General features: G+C 62.0%; 19 protein-coding genes and 3 pseudogenes. 6 read left to right on the plus strand and 16 right to left on the minus strand.

Features of this window, described 5'->3' with window-relative positions; genetic code table 11:
* Positions 1-52: 52 nt before the first annotated feature.
* Genes YWU_RS0112225 through YWU_RS0112245 form a run of 5 tightly spaced genes read right to left on the minus strand, consistent with a single transcriptional unit; the run spans position 53 to position 4673 of the window.
* Positions 53-742 carry a demethylmenaquinone methyltransferase gene (locus YWU_RS0112225; RefSeq protein WP_027020696.1) on the minus strand — a complete coding sequence of 230 codons (690 nt, stop codon included), beginning with the start codon at positions 740-742 and terminating at the stop codon, positions 53-55.
* A gap of 26 nt (positions 743-768) precedes the next feature.
* Complete coding sequence (locus tag YWU_RS16745; RefSeq protein ID WP_051260338.1) at positions 769-1986, minus strand: glycosyltransferase family 4 protein; 1218 nt, start codon at positions 1984-1986, stop codon at positions 769-771.
* Between the two features lie 10 nt (positions 1987-1996).
* Positions 1997-2539, minus strand: coding sequence for a DUF3592 domain-containing protein (locus YWU_RS0112235; RefSeq protein WP_205618337.1), 543 nt, complete (start codon positions 2537-2539; stop codon positions 1997-1999).
* A gap of 3 nt (positions 2540-2542) precedes the next feature.
* Entirely contained in the window at positions 2543-4330 is a 1788-nt protein-coding gene (gene menD / locus YWU_RS16750; RefSeq protein ID WP_051260339.1) for a 2-succinyl-5-enolpyruvyl-6-hydroxy-3-cyclohexene-1-carboxylic-acid synthase, read from the minus strand.
* 10 nt (positions 4331-4340) lie between these two features.
* Positions 4341-4673 carry a hypothetical protein gene (locus YWU_RS0112245; RefSeq protein WP_027020698.1) on the minus strand — a complete coding sequence of 111 codons (333 nt, stop codon included), beginning with the start codon at positions 4671-4673 and terminating at the stop codon, positions 4341-4343.
* A 281-nt stretch (positions 4674-4954) separates the two neighbouring features.
* On the opposite strand from YWU_RS0112245, the gene YWU_RS18855 reads away from it, so the two are divergent.
* Positions 4955-5158, plus strand: a complete 204-nt coding sequence (locus tag YWU_RS18855; protein ID WP_338025292.1) for a hypothetical protein — start codon at positions 4955-4957, stop codon at positions 5156-5158.
* Positions 5159-5182: 24 nt separating this feature from the next.
* Positions 5183-5608 (plus strand): dihydrofolate reductase family protein, encoded by a 426-nt coding sequence (locus YWU_RS16755; RefSeq protein WP_338025293.1) that lies wholly within the window; start codon positions 5183-5185, stop codon positions 5606-5608.
* 12 nt (positions 5609-5620) lie between these two features.
* On the opposite strand, the gene YWU_RS0112255 is transcribed toward YWU_RS16755, so the two are convergent.
* From YWU_RS0112255 to YWU_RS0112275, 5 genes are all read right to left on the minus strand, one after another.
* Positions 5621-7930 (minus strand): excinuclease ABC subunit UvrA, encoded by a 2310-nt coding sequence (locus YWU_RS0112255; RefSeq protein WP_027020699.1) that lies wholly within the window; start codon positions 7928-7930, stop codon positions 5621-5623.
* Positions 7931-7982: 52 nt separating this feature from the next.
* On the minus strand, positions 7983-8891 hold the full coding sequence (locus tag YWU_RS0112260; RefSeq protein ID WP_027020700.1) for an SDR family oxidoreductase: 909 nt from the start codon (positions 8889-8891) through the stop codon (positions 7983-7985).
* Positions 8892-8985: 94 nt separating this feature from the next.
* Positions 8986-9525: a peptide-methionine (S)-S-oxide reductase MsrA gene (gene msrA, locus YWU_RS0112265; RefSeq protein ID WP_027020701.1), complete on the minus strand. Its 540-nt coding sequence runs from the start codon at positions 9523-9525 to the stop codon at positions 8986-8988.
* Positions 9522-10958: a YhgE/Pip domain-containing protein gene (locus YWU_RS16760; protein WP_084142168.1), complete on the minus strand. Its 1437-nt coding sequence runs from the start codon at positions 10956-10958 to the stop codon at positions 9522-9524. Before YWU_RS16760 ends, msrA begins: the two co-directional genes overlap by 4 nt.
* 3 nt (positions 10959-10961) lie before the next feature.
* On the minus strand, positions 10962-11534 hold the full coding sequence (locus tag YWU_RS0112275; protein WP_084142170.1) for a TetR/AcrR family transcriptional regulator: 573 nt from the start codon (positions 11532-11534) through the stop codon (positions 10962-10964).
* 179 nt (positions 11535-11713) lie between these two features.
* Here YWU_RS0112275 and YWU_RS16765 point away from each other — a divergent pair, with 179 nt between their 5' ends.
* A complete protein-coding gene (locus YWU_RS16765) occupies positions 11714-12457 on the plus strand; it encodes a metal-dependent hydrolase (protein WP_051260340.1) in 744 nt (247 codons plus the stop codon).
* A 1-nt stretch (position 12458) separates the two neighbouring features.
* On the opposite strand, the gene YWU_RS0112285 is transcribed toward YWU_RS16765, so the two are convergent.
* Together YWU_RS0112285 and YWU_RS0112290 are read right to left on the minus strand one after the other, a co-directional pair.
* Complete coding sequence (locus tag YWU_RS0112285) at positions 12459-13472, minus strand: o-succinylbenzoate synthase (RefSeq protein ID WP_027020703.1); 1014 nt, start codon at positions 13470-13472, stop codon at positions 12459-12461.
* A 3-nt stretch (positions 13473-13475) separates the two neighbouring features.
* Positions 13476-14078, minus strand: coding sequence for a Type 1 glutamine amidotransferase-like domain-containing protein (locus YWU_RS0112290; protein WP_027020704.1), 603 nt, complete (start codon positions 14076-14078; stop codon positions 13476-13478).
* Between the two features lie 47 nt (positions 14079-14125).
* On the opposite strand from YWU_RS0112290, the gene YWU_RS0112295 reads away from it, so the two are divergent.
* The gene (locus YWU_RS0112295; protein ID WP_027020705.1) at positions 14126-15073 is read left to right on the plus strand and encodes a 1,4-dihydroxy-2-naphthoyl-CoA synthase; all 948 of its coding nucleotides are present in this window, start codon (positions 14126-14128) and stop codon (positions 15071-15073) included.
* Between the two features lie 4 nt (positions 15074-15077).
* Here the strand turns inward: YWU_RS0112295 and YWU_RS16770 are convergent.
* Both YWU_RS16770 and YWU_RS18255 read right to left on the minus strand, forming a co-directional pair.
* Positions 15078-16684: pseudogene (locus YWU_RS16770) on the minus strand (GMC family oxidoreductase).
* Between the two features lie 157 nt (positions 16685-16841).
* Positions 16842-16973: a PTS nitrogen regulatory IIA subunit gene (locus YWU_RS18255; protein WP_156892835.1), complete on the minus strand. Its 132-nt coding sequence runs from the start codon at positions 16971-16973 to the stop codon at positions 16842-16844.
* A gap of 242 nt (positions 16974-17215) precedes the next feature.
* Here YWU_RS18255 and YWU_RS16775 point away from each other — a divergent pair, with 242 nt between their 5' ends.
* Positions 17216-17998: a MarR family winged helix-turn-helix transcriptional regulator gene (locus tag YWU_RS16775; protein WP_051260341.1), complete on the plus strand. Its 783-nt coding sequence runs from the start codon at positions 17216-17218 to the stop codon at positions 17996-17998.
* Between the two features lie 103 nt (positions 17999-18101).
* A complete protein-coding gene (locus tag YWU_RS0112315; RefSeq protein ID WP_027020706.1) occupies positions 18102-18413 on the plus strand; it encodes a YciI family protein in 312 nt (103 codons plus the stop codon).
* A gap of 193 nt (positions 18414-18606) precedes the next feature.
* On the opposite strand, the pseudogene YWU_RS16780 reads toward YWU_RS0112315, so the two are convergent.
* Positions 18607-19551, minus strand: a pseudogene (locus tag YWU_RS16780) (DASS family sodium-coupled anion symporter); the annotation flags it as partial.
* Between the two features lie 33 nt (positions 19552-19584).
* Positions 19585-19817: pseudogene (locus tag YWU_RS0112325) on the minus strand (IS3 family transposase); the annotation flags it as partial.

Below are 19817 nucleotides of genomic sequence, written 5' to 3' on the forward strand. Positions count from 1 at the left end.
CGCCCAGGAACTGCCAGTGTTGCCTGAGCAAGAGTGATGTCTAGGAGGGTGTCTACTCCGGCTTGATGGCTGAATGCATCGCCGCGATACCGAAGGTGAGGTTCTGCCAGCCGCAGTCTTCCCAGCCATTGGCATTGATGAGGCGGGCGAGCTCTTCTTGCTTCGGCCATGCGCGGATGGACTCCGCGAGGTACACGTAGGCGTCCGGGTTGGAGGACGCCGCCCGAGCGATCGCCGGCAGCGCCGCCATGATGCCGTTCATGTAGACGGACGAAAACACCGGGATGATCGGGGTGGAGAACTCCGCCACGGTAAGGCGCCCGCCGGGCTTGGTCACGCGCGCCAGCTCCCGCAAGCCCAGACCCGGATCGTTGATATTGCGCAGTCCCCAGGTGATGGTGACGGCATCGAAGGTGTTGTCGGCGAAGGGCAGGTTCATGCCGTCGCCGCAGACCTTCGGAACGTCTCGGTGCGCACCGGCGTGGAGCATGCCTCGGGAGAAGTCGCAGGCGACACACCAGGCGCCATTCTCTGCGAGAGCCTCGGTAGAGATCGCCGTTCCAGCCGCGAGGTCCAGGACCTTCTCCCCCGGCTGCGGGTTCAACCGCTCCGTGATGCGCTTGCGCCAGTAGCGGTCGAGACCACCGGTCATCAGCGTGTTCGTGAGGTCGTATCGCTTGCCGACGGCGTCGAACATCGTCGACACCTCAATCGGCTTCTTGTCCAGGTTTGCCCTTGCCACAGAGGTAAGGCTACAACAGCGCCGGTTTAGTCCCGTCGCTCGCTCCGCTGGGTGGTGGGATGCTCTACGGTCGGGCGGTTTGAGGTCGGCTCCGTAATCGACGTGCGCCTACCCGCCGTCCGCTTGCGTGCCGGCACTCCGGAGACCGCCGCATAGTGATCGAGCAACTGCTCGCAGAGGCTCTCCCATGTCTTGCCTTCGACGGAGGCACGGCACACCGCGCGCAGGTCATCGCCGGAGATCTCCCCGGTCCAGCGGTCAACGGCGGCCGGCAGCAGGTCGGTGAAGCTATCCACTGGCAGCAGTTCGCCGTCGACGCCCACGTTGACCAGATCCTTCGGTCCGCCTGCATCCGGGGCGATCACGGGAACACCAGAAGCGTGGGCTTCTTGGACTGCCTGACAGAACGTCTCATACTCACCGGTATGAACGAACAGGTCCAGGCTCGCGAATGCCTCGGCCAACTTCTCGTCTCGGAGTTCACCGGTAAAGACAGCGGTAGGCATCCGATTTTCCAGGTCTGTGCGTTCGGGGCCGTCGCCGACGATGACAACTTGGACGTCGTCACGCTGAGCGATCCCCTCCAACCGGTGTGCCGACTTCTCTGAAGCGAGCCGCCCCACGAAGCCGACGATCGGCTTGCCCTCCGGTGACCACTGCTTCTGCAGCTCCTTCGAGCGCTTATTCGGGTGGAACCGGACACCGTCCACACCGCGCGCCCACTTGTGAATGTTCCGGATGCCATGCTCGTCGAGTTCGGCGATGGTGGCGCTGGAGGGGGCTAGGTTCCGGCAGCACATGTTGTGCAAGGTGCGGGCCCACCACCATGCCGCTTTCGACAGCAGCTTCAGGTCGTATGTGTTCGCGAACCCTGCGACATCCGTTTGGTAAATCGCCACCGAGGGCAACCCGGCGCGACGGGCAGCAACTGCGCCGGCACCGCCGAGTGCGAACGGTGAGGCCAGGTGCACCACGTCAGGCCGGAACTCTTTGAGGGTGCGCGGCAAGGTCAGGGTCGGCACGCCCACCGGGAGGGAATCGATCTTCGGCACCACTACGCTGGCCACGGTGACGATGGGGAATCCCTTGTACTCGGTGATCTGGTGCTGCCCCTTCCGGGCGGCAGGGGCGATGACGATCGCCTCATGACCATGGGCCTTGAGATGGTCAAGCACCCGCAGGATCGAGTTGGTGACCCCGTTCATGTTCGGCAGGAATGATTCGGCGACGACGGCTACACGCATGCGGTGATCCTCACATCTTCGGTTCACTATCCGGTGACACCGGAATGGATTCGTCCTGATCAGCGGATGAACGGCGGGAAACACGGACGCTCCACCACCACACTGGTGCCGCGATCAGCATCCCGACGGCCAGGACCGACACCGCAGGAATCAATGCCAGCGTCCACCGACGTCCCTCGACCCGGACGAGATCTGGGTTCGATCGGTCGTACTCAACTCGCACCCGCTGGCCCTGTTCCAGGCCAACTGGGTACAACACGCCATTGGCGGGTGAGCGGTATTCGCCGCCTTTGTCGACAAAGTCGATGGTCGTCCGAAGCCCCTCAACCTGCCGGACGTTGGCCACGGCGTTGCCCGGCCCATCGGCCTGGATGGATCGGTCATCGAGCCATGCTCCCCACACCAGTGCCGAACAGGAGATGAACAGACACCCGAGGATGAACACGATCGACTGTCGGATCTTTCGCGGCCAGTCATCGCGCAGCCACCGGCCGGCCTCAATGAGGACACCGGTGCGTTCACCGGCGTGGTCCCGGGGTCGACTGGTGGACATCGGTTAGTTACCTCCGCCGATGCGAGTGCGGGAGCGCATAGTTGTGTGCAGGTCCCGCAGGCCTTCGCGCTCGGTGCGGATTTCGATGACACGAATGCCATCAACGTCGGTGTCCGGATGCAGTTCGGCCAGGAGTTCCTGCAGCGAATCGGCACGGCGGTAGTCGACGATATAGGCGTCGCACAGAGACTGGATATCGGCCATGTGCGGGGTCCCGAAGATGCGCTCAAATCCGTTGCGCAGTTCTGGCCGGCCCGGCTCGAGGGTCTCGAAGATGCCGCCGCCGGAATCATTGGCGACGACGATCGTCAGATTCTCCGGGCGCGGTTCGCCGGGACCGATGTTGAGGCCGGAGACATCGTGCAGGAAGGTCAGGTCCCCCATCAGCGCGATAGTGCGCGGAGGTCGGATCGCATCCGGGTGCGAGCGGTCCCGCACCAGTGCAGCGCCGACCGCGGTGGAAATGGTGCCGTCGATGCCGGCAGCGCCACGGTTTGATAGGACGTCCACACCTGGGAACGGCAGTCCCGCAAGTGAAGCATCACGCACCGGGTTCGAGGCACCCAGCACCAGCAGATCATCGGTGCGCAGACTGTCCGCCACCGCAGCGGCCACATGCATTCCAGTCACCGCGACGTCCGTTGAATCCGAGGGAAACAGCACCTCTCGTACCGCCTCTGCTGCGAGGTTTGAGGCCGCTTCGCAAATGGTCAGCCACTCCTCAGTTGGCTCAGCAACAGTGCGCACCGAGCTGACGGTTCGCCGCGCATTGGCCGCCACATCTGGGAAATCTGCAGCGTGTGGGTACCCGCCGCGGGTCAGGATGGTGACATCGATCCGGGGATCAGAGATCAGCTTCACGACGTCCCGGTGCAACGTCGGCCGACCCACCACCACGATGTTCTTCGGCAGCATGTTCAGCACGCCTTCGTCACCGACGACAGCCGCCGCTGTAAACATCTGCGCGGCCAGCGGGTGCAGCGGCAGGTCGGGGGCTGCGGCACCTGGCTCAGCGATGGTCGGCACGTCTGCCAGCGCACTGATATACGGCGCGCCATCGCCTGCGACGACGAGAGTCGGCTCAGACAGATCCAGAGTGAATTCCCCGGTGGAGGTGGTGGGGTTGTGGGATAGGGAGGCGTCGGGAAGCAAGTCATTGAGATGCCTGATATCCACCCACGGCGCACCGTCCGCGCGACCGTCGGGGATCGCCGGCGAGAGATCCTCCTCGGGAACGAGAGGCTCAACGAGCCGGACGTTGAGGTGTCCGGCACCGCCCTCGGAGCGACGCAGCATCGTCGCCGCCATGCGGTCGATGCGGGCGCGCAGACGCGCAGCGGTGGTCTCATCCAGATCAGCGGTGCCGTCGACGTCCCCTTCCCACACGGAGGTGTGCTCGAAGAGGAGGTCCTGGCGAATCGTCTGGTTCGCCGCGGTGCCCTGATAGGACTGCGGCCGATCGGCGGTCAATGCCAGGAGCGGCACTGAAGAGTAAGTGGCCTCAACCATCGCCGGCTGGAGGTTCGCGACCGCGGTACCGGAGGTGACGACCACCGGGGTGATCCTCCGCGACTGCGCCGCGAGACCGAGCGCGAGAAACGCCGCCGTGCGCTCATCGGTACGCACATGCAGACGCAGACGCCCCTCCGCCTCAGCGTGCACAAGCGCACGGGACAAAGGGGCAGACCTGGAGCCAGGGCACACCACTGCTTCGCGGACACCGAGCCGAATCAGCTCGTCAATGATTACCGCAGATGAGACCAGCGACGGCCCCGCACCCTTAACACTCATAGGGTCCAGGCTAGTGGAGCGGGATCACCGGGTTCAGCACCGCTGCCGCGTCCTGGAATCCTTCGAAGGCCGAGATGGCGCTGACGAAGATGACCGGCCAGAGGAAAGACCCGCCAAGCCCGCCGATGCCGACGAGGAAGTAGTCCCTCGCCTTCCAGTACAAGATGGCCGAGATGATCACCCAGAAGACACCCAGTTCCAGCAGCCACATGTACGACGAACTGAACGGACCCAGCCCGATCGGAGTCAACGGCACGCCGATTAGGGTGAGGATCGGAGGCAGGAGAAAGGCAAGAGCGCCTCCCGCCAGCAGGTGGATGACAACATCTGCGGGTTTCTTCATATCTCAACCACTCCTGATGTGAGATTCACGTGCATTTCGCCACTTACAAAATAAAAGCATTAGTTTTCATGCACTACTGGCGCCTAACCACGGCAACCCCGGCGCGATAGGTTCGTCGTTTCTTTAACTCAGCGACAGCCGGAGTTTTTCTTATATAAGCATATGACAGCCTCTGGCACGGGTGAATCCACGGACTGGACAGGCATCCTCGATATGCTCGCGGCAAAGAAGGCCCAAGTCGCCCACCACAGACAACCAGGCCCACCGCCAGGAGGAACCTGATGTCACTCGTCCGCGTTCACAATTTCTCTGTCTCCCTCGACGGATTCGGGGTCGGCGAAGGCCAAAGCCCCGATACACCTTTTGGTCACGCCGGGCACCGGCTCGTGCAGTGGGCCTTCCCCACAAAAACCTTCTCCGACATGGGCGTTGGCGGCGATCAGATCGGCACCACTGGCACCGACGAGACTTTCGCAAGCAGGTGAAACACCAACATCGGCGCCGAGATCATGGGACGCCATAAGTTTGCGCCCAAGTCCGGCCCGTGGCCTGATCCACAGTGGCGCGGTTGGTGGGGCGACAATCCGCCTTTCCACACCCCAGTGATTGTCCTCACCAGCCACCCGCGTCCGCCTCTAGAGATGGACGGCGGCACCACCTTCCACTTCATTGATGCCGATCCCGCTGAAGCCCTCGCGCGAGCCAAAGCGCTCGCCGGTGACCGGGGTATCCGGATCGGCGGCGGCACCACCACCATCCGGGAATTCCTCCACGCCGATTTGATCGATTACCTGCACATCGCTGTGGTGCCGATCTTCCTCGGCCGCGGCGAGCGGCTCTGGGACGGGATGGAAGGCATCGAAGAGCGATTCGACATTGAGTCGGTGACCTCTCCCAGCGGTGTCATCCACATGACGTTCTCCCGCCGAGGCTGAGGGACACCAGCCTCAGGCGCCGGCGCCCACTGCTGCTGCTAAGTGCTGGCCGGTCAGTGTGGAGGCATCCGCCGCCAACTCCCGTGGGGTGCCCTCGAACACGACGGTGCCACCGCCGCTTCCAGCGCCCGGCCCAACGTCGATGATGTGATCCGACGCCGCCATGACTGCCATGTTGTGCTCCACAGCGACGACGGTCCGGCCGGACTCGACCAGGTTGTGCAGCATCCCGATGATCACGTCTGTATCGGCCAAGTGCAGTCCTGCGGTCGGTTCGTCGAGGACGATGATCTCCGAGCCGCCCTTCGAGCCGCCCATTTGCGCTGCCAGCTTCAGGCGCTGGCGCTCACCACCAGACAGGGTCGTCAGCGGCTGGCCAAGGCGGATGTAGCCGAGTCCAACATCTACTAGGCGCCCGAGGATCTTCTTCGGCTCGCCAGTGGTGAAGACCTTCGACGCCTCTGCCACGGACATATCCAGCACGTCGCTGATATTGAGCTTCGTGGGCTCACCAGCCGCATCTGCAGGGCCGTCAATCGTGTAGACCAGCACGTCCGCACGGAATCGCTTGCCCTCGCACTCCTCACACGGCGAGGACACTCCCGCGGTGATCGAAAGGTCGGTGTAGACCACGCCCGCGCCGTTGCACTTCGGGCAGGCGCCTTCGGAGTTCGCGCTGAATAGTGCGGCCTTGACGCCATTGGACTTGGCGAATTTGGCACGGATGCCGTCGAGCAAGCCCGTATACGTCGCTGGTGAGGAACGCCTAGAGCCCCTGATCGGGGACTGATCGATGAAGAGGACCTCCGGGTCCTCCCCCAGCGCCGCGCTGATCAGCGAGGACTTTCCGGATCCGGCGACTCCGGTCACGGAGGTCAGTGCCCCGCGGGGCACTCGCAGGGTTTGGCCGGAGACGTTGTTGCGGCTGACGTCCTCCCGGACAATCCATTCGCTTCCCGACGTTCCCCTCTCCTCATCCGGAAAACTCAACCCCTGGTCGAGATACCTGCCGGTAACGGAGCCTGATGCGCGCAGTCCGTCCACGGGCCCGGAGTAGACCAGGGTGCCGCCATCGGAACCGGAGCCCGGTCCGATGTCGATAACCTGGTCAGCGATCGCGATGACCTCGGGCTTGTGCTCCACCACGAGCACCGTGTTGCCCTTATCGCGGATGTGCAGCAGGAGCTCATTCATGCGGGCGATGTCGTGCGGATGCAGTCCTACGGTCGGCTCATCGAAGACGTAGGTGACGTCAGACAGCGCACTGCCGAGGTGACGGACCATCTTCACGCGCTGAGCTTCACCTCCGGAGAGGGTTCCAGCGGAGCGGTCCAGGCTGATGTAGCCGAGGCCGACGTCGACCATGGCGTCGAGAAGCCCTTGAAGGTTGTCCTTGATCGGCTTCACCGACTTGTCCTCGATGCCTCGGACAAATTCACGCAGATCCTTGGCTTCCATTGCGGTGCACTGGCCGAAAGTCGTGTCATTCACCGTGGCAGTGCGCGCGGCCTCGTTCAAGCGGTCGCCATGGCAGTCCGGGCACACCGCGGAGGTAGCAATGGACTCGACAAACGCAATGATCTGCTTCTGTTTCGGCGGGTCTGGGCGATCGACCCACAGTCGGCGAACGCGGGTGATCAGGCCTTCATAACTGAAGTTTTTCCCGTCCTGTTTGACCTTCTTCTGCGGGCTGTAGAGGAAAAGTTCGCGCTCGTCGTCGGTGTAATCACGGATCTTCTTATCCGAGTCCAGACCGTTGAAGTTGCCGTACGTCTGCCAGTACCACTGATCGACCTCATGGCCGGGAGCGATGATCGCACCCTCGTTGAGGGACTTGTCCTCGTCGACGATCTTGGTCAGATCGATTGAGTTGGCGACACCGGTGCCCTCACACGTCGGGCACATGCCGTCCGGGAGGTTGAAGGAGAATCGCGTCGAGGGTCCGACGTGAGGAACCGACAGTCGGCTGAAGATCATCCGCAGCATCGCGTTCGCGTCGGTGGCGGTACCAACGGTGGAGCGACTATTCGCGCCCATCCGCTCCTGGTCGACGATGATCGCTGGAGAGAGGTTCTCCAGAGTGTCAGCGTCCGGACGCGCATTAGAGGGCATGAACCCCTGGATGAAGGTGGAGTACGTCTCGTCGATGAGCCGACGAGATTCTGCGGCCACCGTTCCGAAGACGAGCGACGACTTCCCGGATCCGGATACTCCGGTCACTACGGTCAGTCGTCGCTTTGCGATGTCCACGTCCAGTGAGCGCAAGTTGTTCTCCCGCGCGCCACGGACCCGGATCGTGTCATGGATATCAGCCTGATGCATGGGCCAATGGTAAGCGACCGCGGACATTCCTGCGGCTGCCGTAGCGGGACGGCTACGGGGACATCATCCCACCGTTGACGTGCAGAGTCTCCCCGATCACATAGCTCGCCTCCGAGGAGGTGAGGAAGACGTACGCCGGTGCCAGCTCCGTCGGCTGCCCGGCGCGGCCGAGGGACGTCTCATTGCCGAAGTCCGGCAGTGCATCCTTTTGCTGGCCGTCCGATACCTGCAGCGGAGTCCAAATCGGACCGGGAGCGACACTGTTGACGCGGATTCCCTTGGGTGCCAGATAGTCGCCGAGCCCCTTGGTGAAGTTGTTGATCGCGGCCTTGGTGGAGGCGTAGTCAAGCAGATCTGGTGCCGGCTTATAGGCCTGAATCGAGGTGGAGTTCACGATCGTGGATCCGGGCGGCATGTGCTTCAGCGCAGCCCTAGTGATCCGGTGCATGGCGTGGATGTTGACCTCATAGGTATGCAGCCATTCCTCGTCACTGCGATCCTCGAAGTTCGCTACCGAGATCTGTCGGCCGGCGTTGTTGACCAGCGCGTCCAGACCGCCGAGTTTCTCAGTGGCTTCGGCCACAAGGTCAGCGCAGAATTCCTTGTCACTTAGATCGCCAGGAATGAGGAATACCTTGCGGCCGGAGCCTTCAATGGCGTCTTTGATGTGCTGGGCGTCTTCTTCCTCGTCGGGAAGGTAGTTCAGCGCTACGTCTGCGCCTTCACGAGCGAAGGCGATGGCAACCGCGCCGCCAATGCCAGAGTCGCCGCCGGTAATGAGTGCCTTGCGGCCTTCCAACCGGCCGGTGCCTCGATACGATTTTTCACCGAGGTCAGCCCGTGGAACCAGGTCTGCGTCGAGGCCGGGCTCGGGTTGGTGCTGCTTGGGCGGGCTGATGTCCGGGAATCGATTGACGGGGTCCTGGAACGAAAGCTGATCTTTACCGGTGGTCCGGGTCATGTCGCACCTCCTTGATGGGATTCCGCCCACCCTAGGTACGACACCCGTGGCCGACAAGGGCCCCGGCCCGGAAATCTCCAGGCCGGACGTCGGGCTAGCGCTTCGGCAGCACCCAGCCGTCGCGCGGGAAGTGGCAGGTGTAGCCATGCGGGATGCGCTCCAGGTAATCCTGGTGCTCCGGCTCTGCCTCCCAGAAGGGGCCGGCCGGTTCGACGGTGGTTACTGCCTTGCCCGGCCACAGGCCAGAGGCATCCACGTCAGCGATGGTTTCGAAGGCGACGGTCTCCTGCTCCGGAGTCACCGGGAAGATGGCCGAACGGTAGCTGGCGCCAACGTCATTGCCCTGGCGGTCCATCGTCGTCGGGTCATGAATCTGGAAGAAGAACGCCAGAATGTCCCGGTAGGTGGTCACCGACGGGTCGAAGATGATCTCGACTGCCTCAGCGTGACCTGGATGATGAGGGTACGTCGCATGCGCGACCTTGCCGCCGGTATAGCCGACGCGCGTATCAACAACACCCGGCTGCTTCCGGATCAGGTCTTCCATTCCCCAGAAGCATCCGCCGGCCAGCACTGCCGTTTCCAAGCCTTCGCGCTGACCGATCTCCCCGGTGTCATTGATTCCGCTGCTCATTTTTCCGTTCCCTCCGCTGCGACAATGTCGTCATTGGTGTCCTTGTCGACATTGTCCTCCGAAACAACCGCTTCGTCATCCCCTGTGGAGTCGATGGAGGTGGAGACCGGGACGTCGGGAAGCGTATTGATGCCCGGAATAGCTCGGGTGAATCCCCAGCGATCGTAGAGCCAAGTACCGATCACTCCGATGATGAACCACACCACAGCGCCGCCGAGCGCCCAGAACATGGCCGGCCCGAGGCCCGCACCCCACTGACCATCAAAGAAGAGGATCGACCGGGTGCCCAGATAAATCTGGTGCAGCGGCATCATCGGGGAAATCTCCTGGAAGAACTTCGGTACCGACTCCAGCGGAAGCGTCGCACCCGCCGAGGGAAGACCCAACACCACGAAGAAGATCAGGTTGATCACCAGCCCCGCGTTACCGAACAATGCGTTGACCGATTGGGCCGCGATGCCCACCGCCGCAATCATCAACGCACTGTAGAACCACAGTGTTGCGAAGCTCGATGCAGTCATACCGATCGACGAACCGATCCACACGTACACGCCAGCGACAGCCATGGACTGCAGGATGACAAAGCCGAACTTCGCCAACAGCGTCATCAGACGGCTGATGCCAAGGTGACGACGCATCTTGAACAGCGGGCCGGCCTCGATCGGCAGGACACCAAGTCGGCCATCAACGAGAACGTTGGTGATCGCAGCACCGGTGAAGCCACCGAGAACGAGAAGCAGTGCCCAGAAGAATGCAGAGAGACCGAATCCGTCGCCATCACCGAAGTCACCGTTAGTGATCCAGTCAGCCTTCACCGGGTCCGCGACCGTCGCCGCGGCCACGCCACTTAGCTCGACGTCCATCTCATCGGCCACCGCTTGGACCTGTTCGGAGAGCTGCTCACCAATGGTCGAGCTGATCTGGTCAGTGGCCTGAGTGCCGAACTGGTCCATGATCTGGCCCGCACCGATACCGGCGCCTGGGTTATCGACGATGGTCAGCGTCGGCTGGGCAACCTCATTGCTGAGGACCGCGTTGATGGCCCAGGAATTGACCTGCATGGTGAAGTCCTGGGGAATGACCAGGGCTCCGTAAACCTCACCCCGGTTCAATTCATTGTCTGCCTCGCTGGTGTTGAGCACATGCAGGTCGAACTGGTCACCTGCCTGCTCTTGGAGCTGCGAGACCAGTTCGTCACCAATGTTGCGGAACTCCTCGTTGGCCATCTCCGCGCCGACGTCCTGATTGACGACGGCGACGGGGAAGTCCTCGAGGTTCTTCTGCGGATTCAGGTTGCCGCCCAGGTAGACCAGACCCAGCAACGACATCACTAGGGTGACTGCGGCGACTGGAATAACCCAGAACTTGAAGTTCACCCGGCTGCGGGGCTGAATCTCCTGGTTCTGTTGCGCCAGCTTTTCAATCTTGTTCACTGGTCAAGCTTCTTTCTGTCCAAGTCCGCCGCTAACTGCACGGGCGATGAAAGTTGTCATTAGGTCTGCCAGCTCATCCATGGGTTCCCGCTCGTCGCGGCCAACCCAATCCCGGATGATCCACACCACTCCAGCGGCGAGCCCGGTCGCCGTGACCGACACCGGCAAGGGGCCTCGTTTCAGTGGAGCGGACACCGGGGAATGCACCTCGATCCGGAACGCGATGAAGTTGATGAGTCGCTCGGTGACGTACTGCCCACCTGGGCCATTAAGTATGCGGTAGAAGAAGTCTGCGTGTCTCTCAAACACGGTCAGAATTCTCCCAATGTTCGTGGCGAGTCCTTCATTTGCGTCCGCCTGGTCGAAGAGAATCTCCAACCTGGAAAGCGCTGCGTCCGAAAACGCATGAGGAAGGTCCCCGAAAGTTGAGTAGAAGGTGGGTCTGGTGACACCGGCTTCGCTGACGATGTCCGTGACTGTGACCGATGCCGGGTCGCGCTCGTCGAGGAGTTTCACCACTGCCTCGGTAAGCACGCCACGGGAGCGACCACCGCCCGTCTGCGTATTTTTACACATGTCAGATTTTTACACCCGTAAAGTCTGTGTGTGCAACCCCTTCGAGAAAACTGGACACCAGTTCGAATAATGACACTGATGTAAGTCATACTTGGGTGAACCACAGGAGATGCCCCCAATAACTGGGGCACCAACTCCCCCAGCAGTGCTCAGCAATCCGAGAAGGAGCCAACACCCGCATGATGGGACCGACCCATGCGGCCGGCGGACTTGCAGCCGGCCTAGCCCTAGCGACATGGGCTGGCACCGACCTGCCCACCGCCGTCGCCTTGGGCGGGATTTGCGCTGGCGCCGCGCTGCTTCCGGACATGGATCACCCCAGTGGAACCCTGGCCCGCATGTACGGACCGGTGACAAAACTGGCCTCCACTCTGGTCAACCGGCTGTCCAGTGCCGTGGCCACAGCTACCGGCGGCGGTCGGCGAATCGGCGGGCACCGCACGGCCACGCATTTCCCGCTCCTGGCTGTTCCCGCAGCCGTTGCCACTGGCGCCGCCGCCGCTGCCGCAGCAGATGCCGGTAACGACCGAGGTTTATGGGCAGTGCTGTTCCTCATGATGTCCCTGGCCCTTGCCGGGCTTATGACGGAGAAGACCCGCGCCTTGGGTTTCCTGGGCACAGCCGTAGCCGCCGCAGGACTGAGTTGGGCGACGGTCCACTCTGCCCCCATGTCCCTCACCGCCGAATTGCTCACCGCTGCGATGGGCCTCGGCGTTGCAATTCATTTGCTTGGCGACGCCCTGACCAAACAAGGCATCCCTTGGTTCGGACCACTCAAGATCGGCGGGAGAAGATGGAAAAACATCGCGATACTGGGGCCGATGTCGATCCGCACTAGTTCCTGGGCGGATTACGCCGTGGGCTCAGCTTGCATTGTCGCATCGGGGTATCTCCTGCTGGGATTCTTGGGATTCACCTTCTAAATCAGGTCCCCAGATAATCCACACAGGCCACAACCCGCTCGAACCACCAATCGCGACGGTCAGCGGGAGCCTCGAGAGAATCCAGTCGGGCAGGGTCTGGAACAAGGTCGGTTGCTGCGAGATGGCCGTCGATAAGCCGGCGAGGTTCGGTCACGTCCTCCAGAAACAATGATCCGGTCGCCAGGCCCGATGGCTGGCAGTTAGGCAATGCGGCCGCTGCTGACAGGCCGGCATACATCCCCACTGATGAGTCGATGGCCGACGAGACTGTCAGCGCCACCCCATGCTCAGCCAGTTGGCTGCCCAATCGCACCAGCGCACGCGGGCCACCAAGGGGAGCTGCTTTCACCACCGCAACGTCAGCGGCGTCCGCGCGGACAACCTCCCAGGGGTCTTCTGCCCGTCGGATGCTCTCATCGGCCGCGATGCGCATCGGCAGTCCGAGTCGATTGGCTATGCGGCGGACCTCGGCGAGTTCAGTGACGGTGGCGCAGGGCTGCTCCAGATAGTCCAGCGGACCGTTCCGAGTCAGTGCGGTGGCCGCTTCGGCTGCCTCTGCGACAGACCAATTGCCATTGGCATCGCAGCGCACTGCCATGTCGGGGCGGGCTGCTCGAACGGCCTCGACCCGAGCGATGTCCTCAGCCAGGCTTGTCTCCCCCGCCACTTTGACCTTCACAGTCCGACAACCGGGATAGCGGTCAAGAAGCTCCGCAACCTGACCTGCTTGAACGGCTGGAATAGTAGCGTTGACCTCGACTGTTTCCCGTAGCGCGGCCGGCGGACCAGCCCATCCCATCTCGATACAGGATGCCAACCACTTGGACGCCTCCGCCGGTGCGTATTCAGGAAAAGCCCCGAATTCTGCCCATCCGGCTGGGCCCTCCACCAGGAGAACCTCGCGAACATCAATGCCTCGGAAACGAGTCCTCATTGGCAGTTGAACAACACGGGCGCGGTCGAGAAAGTCGGTGGGGAGGGTGTGGATGGGGGCGTCGGGAAGCGAATGTGTCATTTCTTATTCCGCCGGAAGTAGGCGCACTGATGTGTCGTCAATCAAGAGCGCCTCACCATCGCGCAGCAGCATCAACCGATGGTCCTCGCCGTAGGTGCGGACAGTCTCGGCGAAGATTTCGATCGGATACGGCGGCAAGTTGCCGGCCGCGTGCGGGATGACGACGAGATCAGTCAGACCAAGACCGGTGAGGTCGGTGAGGGAGGGTGCGATGTCGGGGTCGTCGAGGAGCGAGACGGGTTCGATTGTCGGCCCGGCGATCACTGAGCCTGCGCTACAACCGATATACGGCAGCCCGGCGCGCACGTGGCGCTCCAGAATGTCGATGGCTCCGGTAGAGCGAAGCACGTGCAGCAGGTCGAAGGTCTCACCTCCGGCTACGTACACGGCATCCACAGACTCGAGGATCAGGTCGATTTCGGTCAGCGAGGTCTTAGCAATTGGCAGGTCAACCAGTTCCAAGCCGTGATTCTCCAACATGGTCCGTTCGACGCGAACAAAAGGTTCATCACCGTACGAACGAGCAGCATCAGGGATGTACGCCACCGATCCCGAGACGAACTTGGAGATCGAGTAGTGACCGAATGACGTCAGCAACAGGCGCATGAGCCCGACTATAGAAGCTGCTGAACCTCCCCCACTACCCTGTGATCATGACTGATTCGCCTTTCCGCCCCGACCAGTGGGACGTTGTCCCCGGTTTCGAGAACCTCACCGACATCACGTACCACCGCCACACCGGCGAAGGACGCATCAATGGCATCGTCCGTGTCGCCTTTGACCGACCAGAGGTCCGCAACGCATTCCGGCCGCACACCGTCGATGAGCTGTACCGCGTCCTGGACCATGCTCGCCGCACCCCGGATGTTGGAACCATCTTGTTGACCGGCAACGGTCCCTCCCCCAAGGACGGCGGCTGGGCATTCTGTTCTGGCGGAGACCAGCGTATTCGTGGGCGCTCGGGATACCAGTACGCAACTTCTCATGACGACGATGTCGCCGCCGCAGGCTCCTCCTCCGTCGACGAGGCTCGCGTAAAGGTCGAGGGCGGCCGCCTGCACATCCTCGAAGTGCAGCGCCTGATCCGCACAATGCCGAAGGTTGTCATTGCCGTCGTCAACGGCTGGGCCGCAGGTGGAGGACACTCCCTGCATGTGGTCTGCGACCTGACGCTGGCCTCCCGCGAGCATGCGAAGTTCAAGCAGACCGACGCCGATGTCGGAAGCTTCGACGCCGGCTACGGATCCGCCTACCTGGCCAAGCAGGTTGGACAGAAGTTCGCCCGTGAGATCTTTTTCCTCGGTCGCTCTTACGACGCCGAGACGATGCACCGCATGGGCGCCGTCAACGAGGTCGCCGACCACGTTGACCTAGAAGACCTCGCCGTGGAGTACGGCCGGATGATCAACGGCAAGTCCCCCACCGCCCAGCGCATGCTGAAGTTCGCCTTCAACCTCACCGACGACGGACTGATGGGCCAGCAAGTTTTCGCCGGCGAGGCCACCCGCCTGGCGTACATGACCGACGAGGCTGTGGAGGGCAAGGACGCTTTCCTAGAAAAGCGTGACCCGGACTGGAATCAGTTCCCGTACTACTACTAGTCGCTTAGCGAGCCGTCATTTGAGCAGGCACTTTCGCCACGGCCGGCTCTGCGAGCAATAGTTCGGCAGCCTCCTCCCCGATCACGATCGACGGGGCGTTGGTGTGCCCGCGGACGATCTCCGGCATCACCGAAGCATCGGCAACGCGCAGTCCGCTGACACCACGCACGCGCAGGTCCGGGTCGACGACGGAGCCGGTGTCGCTTCCCATCCGTGCAGTACTCGTCGGGTGATAGAGCGTGTGGGAAGCTCCGCGCAATGCCGTCTCGACCCTGGTGTCTAGGTCCATCTTTTCGCCACCTTCGGGAACGATGAATCGGCGACCGCGAATGGTGCGAAGGCTAGGGGCGTCGAAAAGCCTTTGGGTGATTTTCAGTCCTTCGGTCATGGCCGCGTGGTCCTCACCGTCCGGGTCGCTGAGGTAGCGCGGATCAATGACGACCTTGTCCATCGGGTCCGCAGAAGCGAGCGTGATCTCACCGCGACTCTTCGGGCGCAGCAGAATCGGACCCATTGTCATGCCGTGCTCGGGGATGCCCTGCAAGACCTCGTGGACGTACGCAACCGGGGCGAAGATGATCTCAATGTCCGGAAATTCCAGGTCATCGCGGGTCTTCACGAAGCCGTACGCCTCAGCAATATTCGACGTCAGCATGCCCTTGCGGCGGGTCAGGTACCGCAGAACCTCCGGCAGCGCTTCTGCGCCCATCAGGGTGTTGGGTTCCGCATCCACAGCCAGCAACGAAACCAGGTGGTCCCGCATGTTCTTGCCAACCTCCGGGGACGCGGCAACCACGTCGATCCCATGCGATTTCAGCTGTTCGGGATCACCGATGCCAGAGAGCATCAGCAGCTGCGGGGTATTGACGGCACCTCCACAGAGCACGACTTCCCTGCGTGCCCGCACTTCGCGGCGCCGGCCCTCGTGCCGATAGGCAACACCGTTGGCGTGGGGTGGAGAGGAGTCGGTGAGGGCGTCGAAAAGCACTTGGGTGGTGTGCGCGCCGGTGCGCACGGTGAGGTTTTCCGCGACTTCGCCGGGTTCAAGTACGCGGTCGCCGTGCTGGAGCGGGCACCTTGGCGCTGGGTGACCATGGTCTGTGTGAAGCCGCCTGAGGCGTGCCGGTTCGCAGATTCGGTACCGAAACCAGTTTCGCGCGCCGCCTTCAAGAAAGCCTCGGTCTGCGCCCGGGGATCGCGCTGGTGCTCAATCGACACCTCGACCTTTCCGAGCAGCCGCTGCACCTGCTCCCACGACCAGCCCGGGCCGGCAAGTTCAGCCCATTCGTCGTAGTCAGTGGCGAAACCGCGTACCCACATCTGCGCGTTCGTCGAAGAACTTCCGCCCAGAACCTTGCCTCGAGGCCAGTAGATCGAGCGGTTGTCGAGGCCTTCCTGCGGCACCGTTTGGTAGTCCCAGTCGTAGGCAGGATCTTTGAAGGTCTTAGAGAACGCCGCCGGGATCGTCACCGCTTGGCCTTTGTACGCGCCACCGGCTTCCAGCAGCAGGACGGAGTGAATGCCGTTTTCGCTCAGTCGCGCAGCCAGGGTCGCACCAGCGGAGCCTGCTCCGACGATCACATAGTCATAGGTCTCTGAAGTCCCGTTCATGTCGCAAGTCAACAACACCGTTCACGTCAGTGTGTTTGATTGGAAAAAATCTCGCTTCCCGACGTTCCCAACCCCACACCCCCAACCTGACCTCAGGAAACGACGAAACCCCGGTGGATATCCACCGAGGCCTCGAGCTCATGCTGTGCACGTTCGCTCATTGGAACTTCTTCCTACAGGCCTGCTTCGCCTGTTGTTTCTTCTTGTCCGGAATCCGCCGGGCGCGGTTTTTCATCAGGAGATGGTGCCGGAGTGATTCCTTGTCCATCTTCCACGCGCTTCTGTCCATGTCACCTCCCTCCTCGCGTGATTAATCAAGGTGCCAGGGAGCGGTAGCGGCGCTGAAAAATCATAGCAAATAGCGCCTTCAGGACACGTATTTTTCGCCTTCCACCTGGACTTTTCTCGATTTCTCGAAAAAACTATGAAGGTACCGCTTGACTTACGCAGGTACCTGCGTATTCTTTGCCGTGCAGGTACCTGAACAAGCGGCCTGCAGGCCTCAACACCTCAACCCGAAAGGTTCACACCATGACTGAGAACATCAACCACGACAGCATCTCCGACGACAACACACCGGAGAACCCCACCTTCACAGACATCTCTGACCGTCTCGGATACCTCACAATGCTGCTTCGCCGCACCGACATGGCAGGCCGCGGCGGCCGTCCGTTCGGCGGAATTCGCGCAGGCCAGGGACGTGTCCTTGGCATTCTCGCGCTGCAGAGCCCGATGCCGCAGAAGGATCTCGCCTTCATGCTGGGCGTTCGCCCACAGTCGCTCAGCGAGCTCCTCTCCAAACTTGAGTCCGCGGACCTGGTCACCAGGCGCCGTGACGACACCGACCGGCGCACCTTCGTCGTCGAACTCACCGAGGAAGGCCGCAAGGCTGCCGAGGAAGTCTCTAACCATCAGGACGACGACCTGTTCGCTGTTCTTTCCGACGAGGAGCAGGACCAATTCACTACACTCTTGGACCGCGTAATTGAGTCTGCCGAGGAGAAATTCCCTGAGATCCGTGAGCGCCGCATCGCCATGGAGAAGCGTGGCGAGTTCCCGCCGTTCGGTGGATTCCGTGGCGGCCCGGGAGGTCGCGGTGGCCATCACGGTGAGCACCACGGCGGACACCATGGAAGTGGGCACGGCGGCGGCCCCGGCGGTGAGCACGGACACCGAGGCCACCATGACGGCCCGCACTTCCAACAGCGCGGCGAGCATTTCGACTGCTCCGCTGCTGGCGAGGACATCCGCGGCTTTATCGCCCACCAGATGCGCCACTTCGGCTTTGGCGGCTGGGGCCAGCGCTTCGCCTAAGAAATCACAAGGCATCTAAGCCATCACGGACCTTCACTCTTTCTAGAGTGCAGGTCCTTTTGTGCTTTGCGGTGGATGTATAGCCCCAGAGAGGTGAGCCATCATGCCGACATTCATCGCAATCGGATACGGAGACCAGGCAGGTTACGACGCCACTCCGCAGGAGATCCGCGACCACGCACACAAACACGATGACCGTCTGCGCCAGCTAGGTGCCCGCATGGGCATTGCCGGCGGCCCAGTGCAGTTTCGGAACACAGAAGGCAGCGGCGTCCACCGCGAAGACGGTGCGTACTTGCGGTCAGAACTCCCCGTTGCTGGGTTCACCCTCATCGAGGCTGACGACCTCGATCACGCCATCACTCTCCTGGCAGATACTCCCTGCGCTGTCGCACACGGCGTCGTAGAGCTCTGACCACTAAAGAAGTAGGAGCATACCCTCTGTACGCAGGAGAAACACCCTGCCGACGTTGCAATTGCAGATCCGCAACGCAACGTCCACAGGGTGTCCGAGCTACGTAGACAGGGTCGTGCCCGTACCGAAAGCTCTGCAGGGCCAGTCCGATTGGGCTGACCCTGCAGAATTGGTTCTTCCGAGGTGCGGCGAGCTACCAGATGCCCACCAAGTTCATCCACAGCGTGCCAACCACGAGCCAGATAGCCAGGGACGTGACACCTGCGACGAAGTTGTACTTCCACCACTGACCGACAGTGTTGTAATTCATGCCGAAGATCGTCGGGGAGGCGCCGCCTGCGTACTGCGTCAGGGACTGGAAGATGTTGGAGCAGTATCCGAGGATCAGCGCGGCAAGCAGCGGCGGTGCGCCCAGCGCAATCGCAGCACCAAGGAACGCCACATACATCGCGGAGATATGCGCCGTCGCCGAGGCGAACGCGTAGTGCATGAAGAAGTAGATGACGACCAGCAGCATCAGCGCCACCAGCCAGCTCATTCCGCCGAGCATTCCAGCGATACCTTCAGAGACCCAGTCGATGAAGCCGTAGGCAGAGAGCGCAGTAGCCATCATGTATAGCACGGCGAACCAAGTCATCGTATTCCAAGCGGCCTTCTCCTGGATGATGTCTTCCCAGGTCAGCACGTGGAAGATCAGAAGGATGATCACGCCGACAAAAGCAGTGATCGTCGCAGAGATACCGAGGACCAGGTCACCGACCGTCCAGAGGAGCAAGAGAACTACGAAAGTAAGCGCAAGGATCTTCTCGCCGTAACTCATCGGGCCGAGTTCATCGAGTTCCCGCTTGGCCATTGCCTGCGCCTCGGGAGTCTTCTTCAACTCCGGCGGGTAGATCACGTAGAGCAGCAACGGAATGACGAACAGGGCGACTAGGCCCGGCACGATGGCGCCGAGCGCCCAGGTTGCCCAGGAGATTTCCACATCCTGCTGCCCAGCCAAAGACGCGATCAACGGGTTCCCTGCCATCGCCGTAAGGAACATGGCACAGGTTATGGAGTTGGCATTCGTCGCAACCAAAGAAAGGTAGGAACCTGCACGACGGGCGGTCGGGCCTGGCTCGGAGTTGTACTCCATGGCGGGTCTGCTGCACGGATAGGTGACAGGTTCTAGTCACGCAGCCAGTGCGGCTGGCGTGTTCATGATGGCCTCGAACTCGATCGGGGTCAAACGTCCGAGGCGGGGTTGGCGACGGCGCCGATGGTAGGTCCGTTCGATCCAGATCACGATCGCGATGCGCAGCTCTTCTCGGCGGGTCCAAGTGCGGCGGTCGAGGACGTTCTTCTGGAGCAGGCTGAAGAACGATTCCATGGCCGCGTTATCGCCGGCAGCGCCGACTTTGCCCA

The sequence above is a fragment of the Corynebacterium sputi DSM 45148 genome, from assembly GCF_000427865.1.
Taxonomy (GTDB): Bacteria; Actinomycetota; Actinomycetes; order Mycobacteriales; family Mycobacteriaceae; genus Corynebacterium; species Corynebacterium sputi.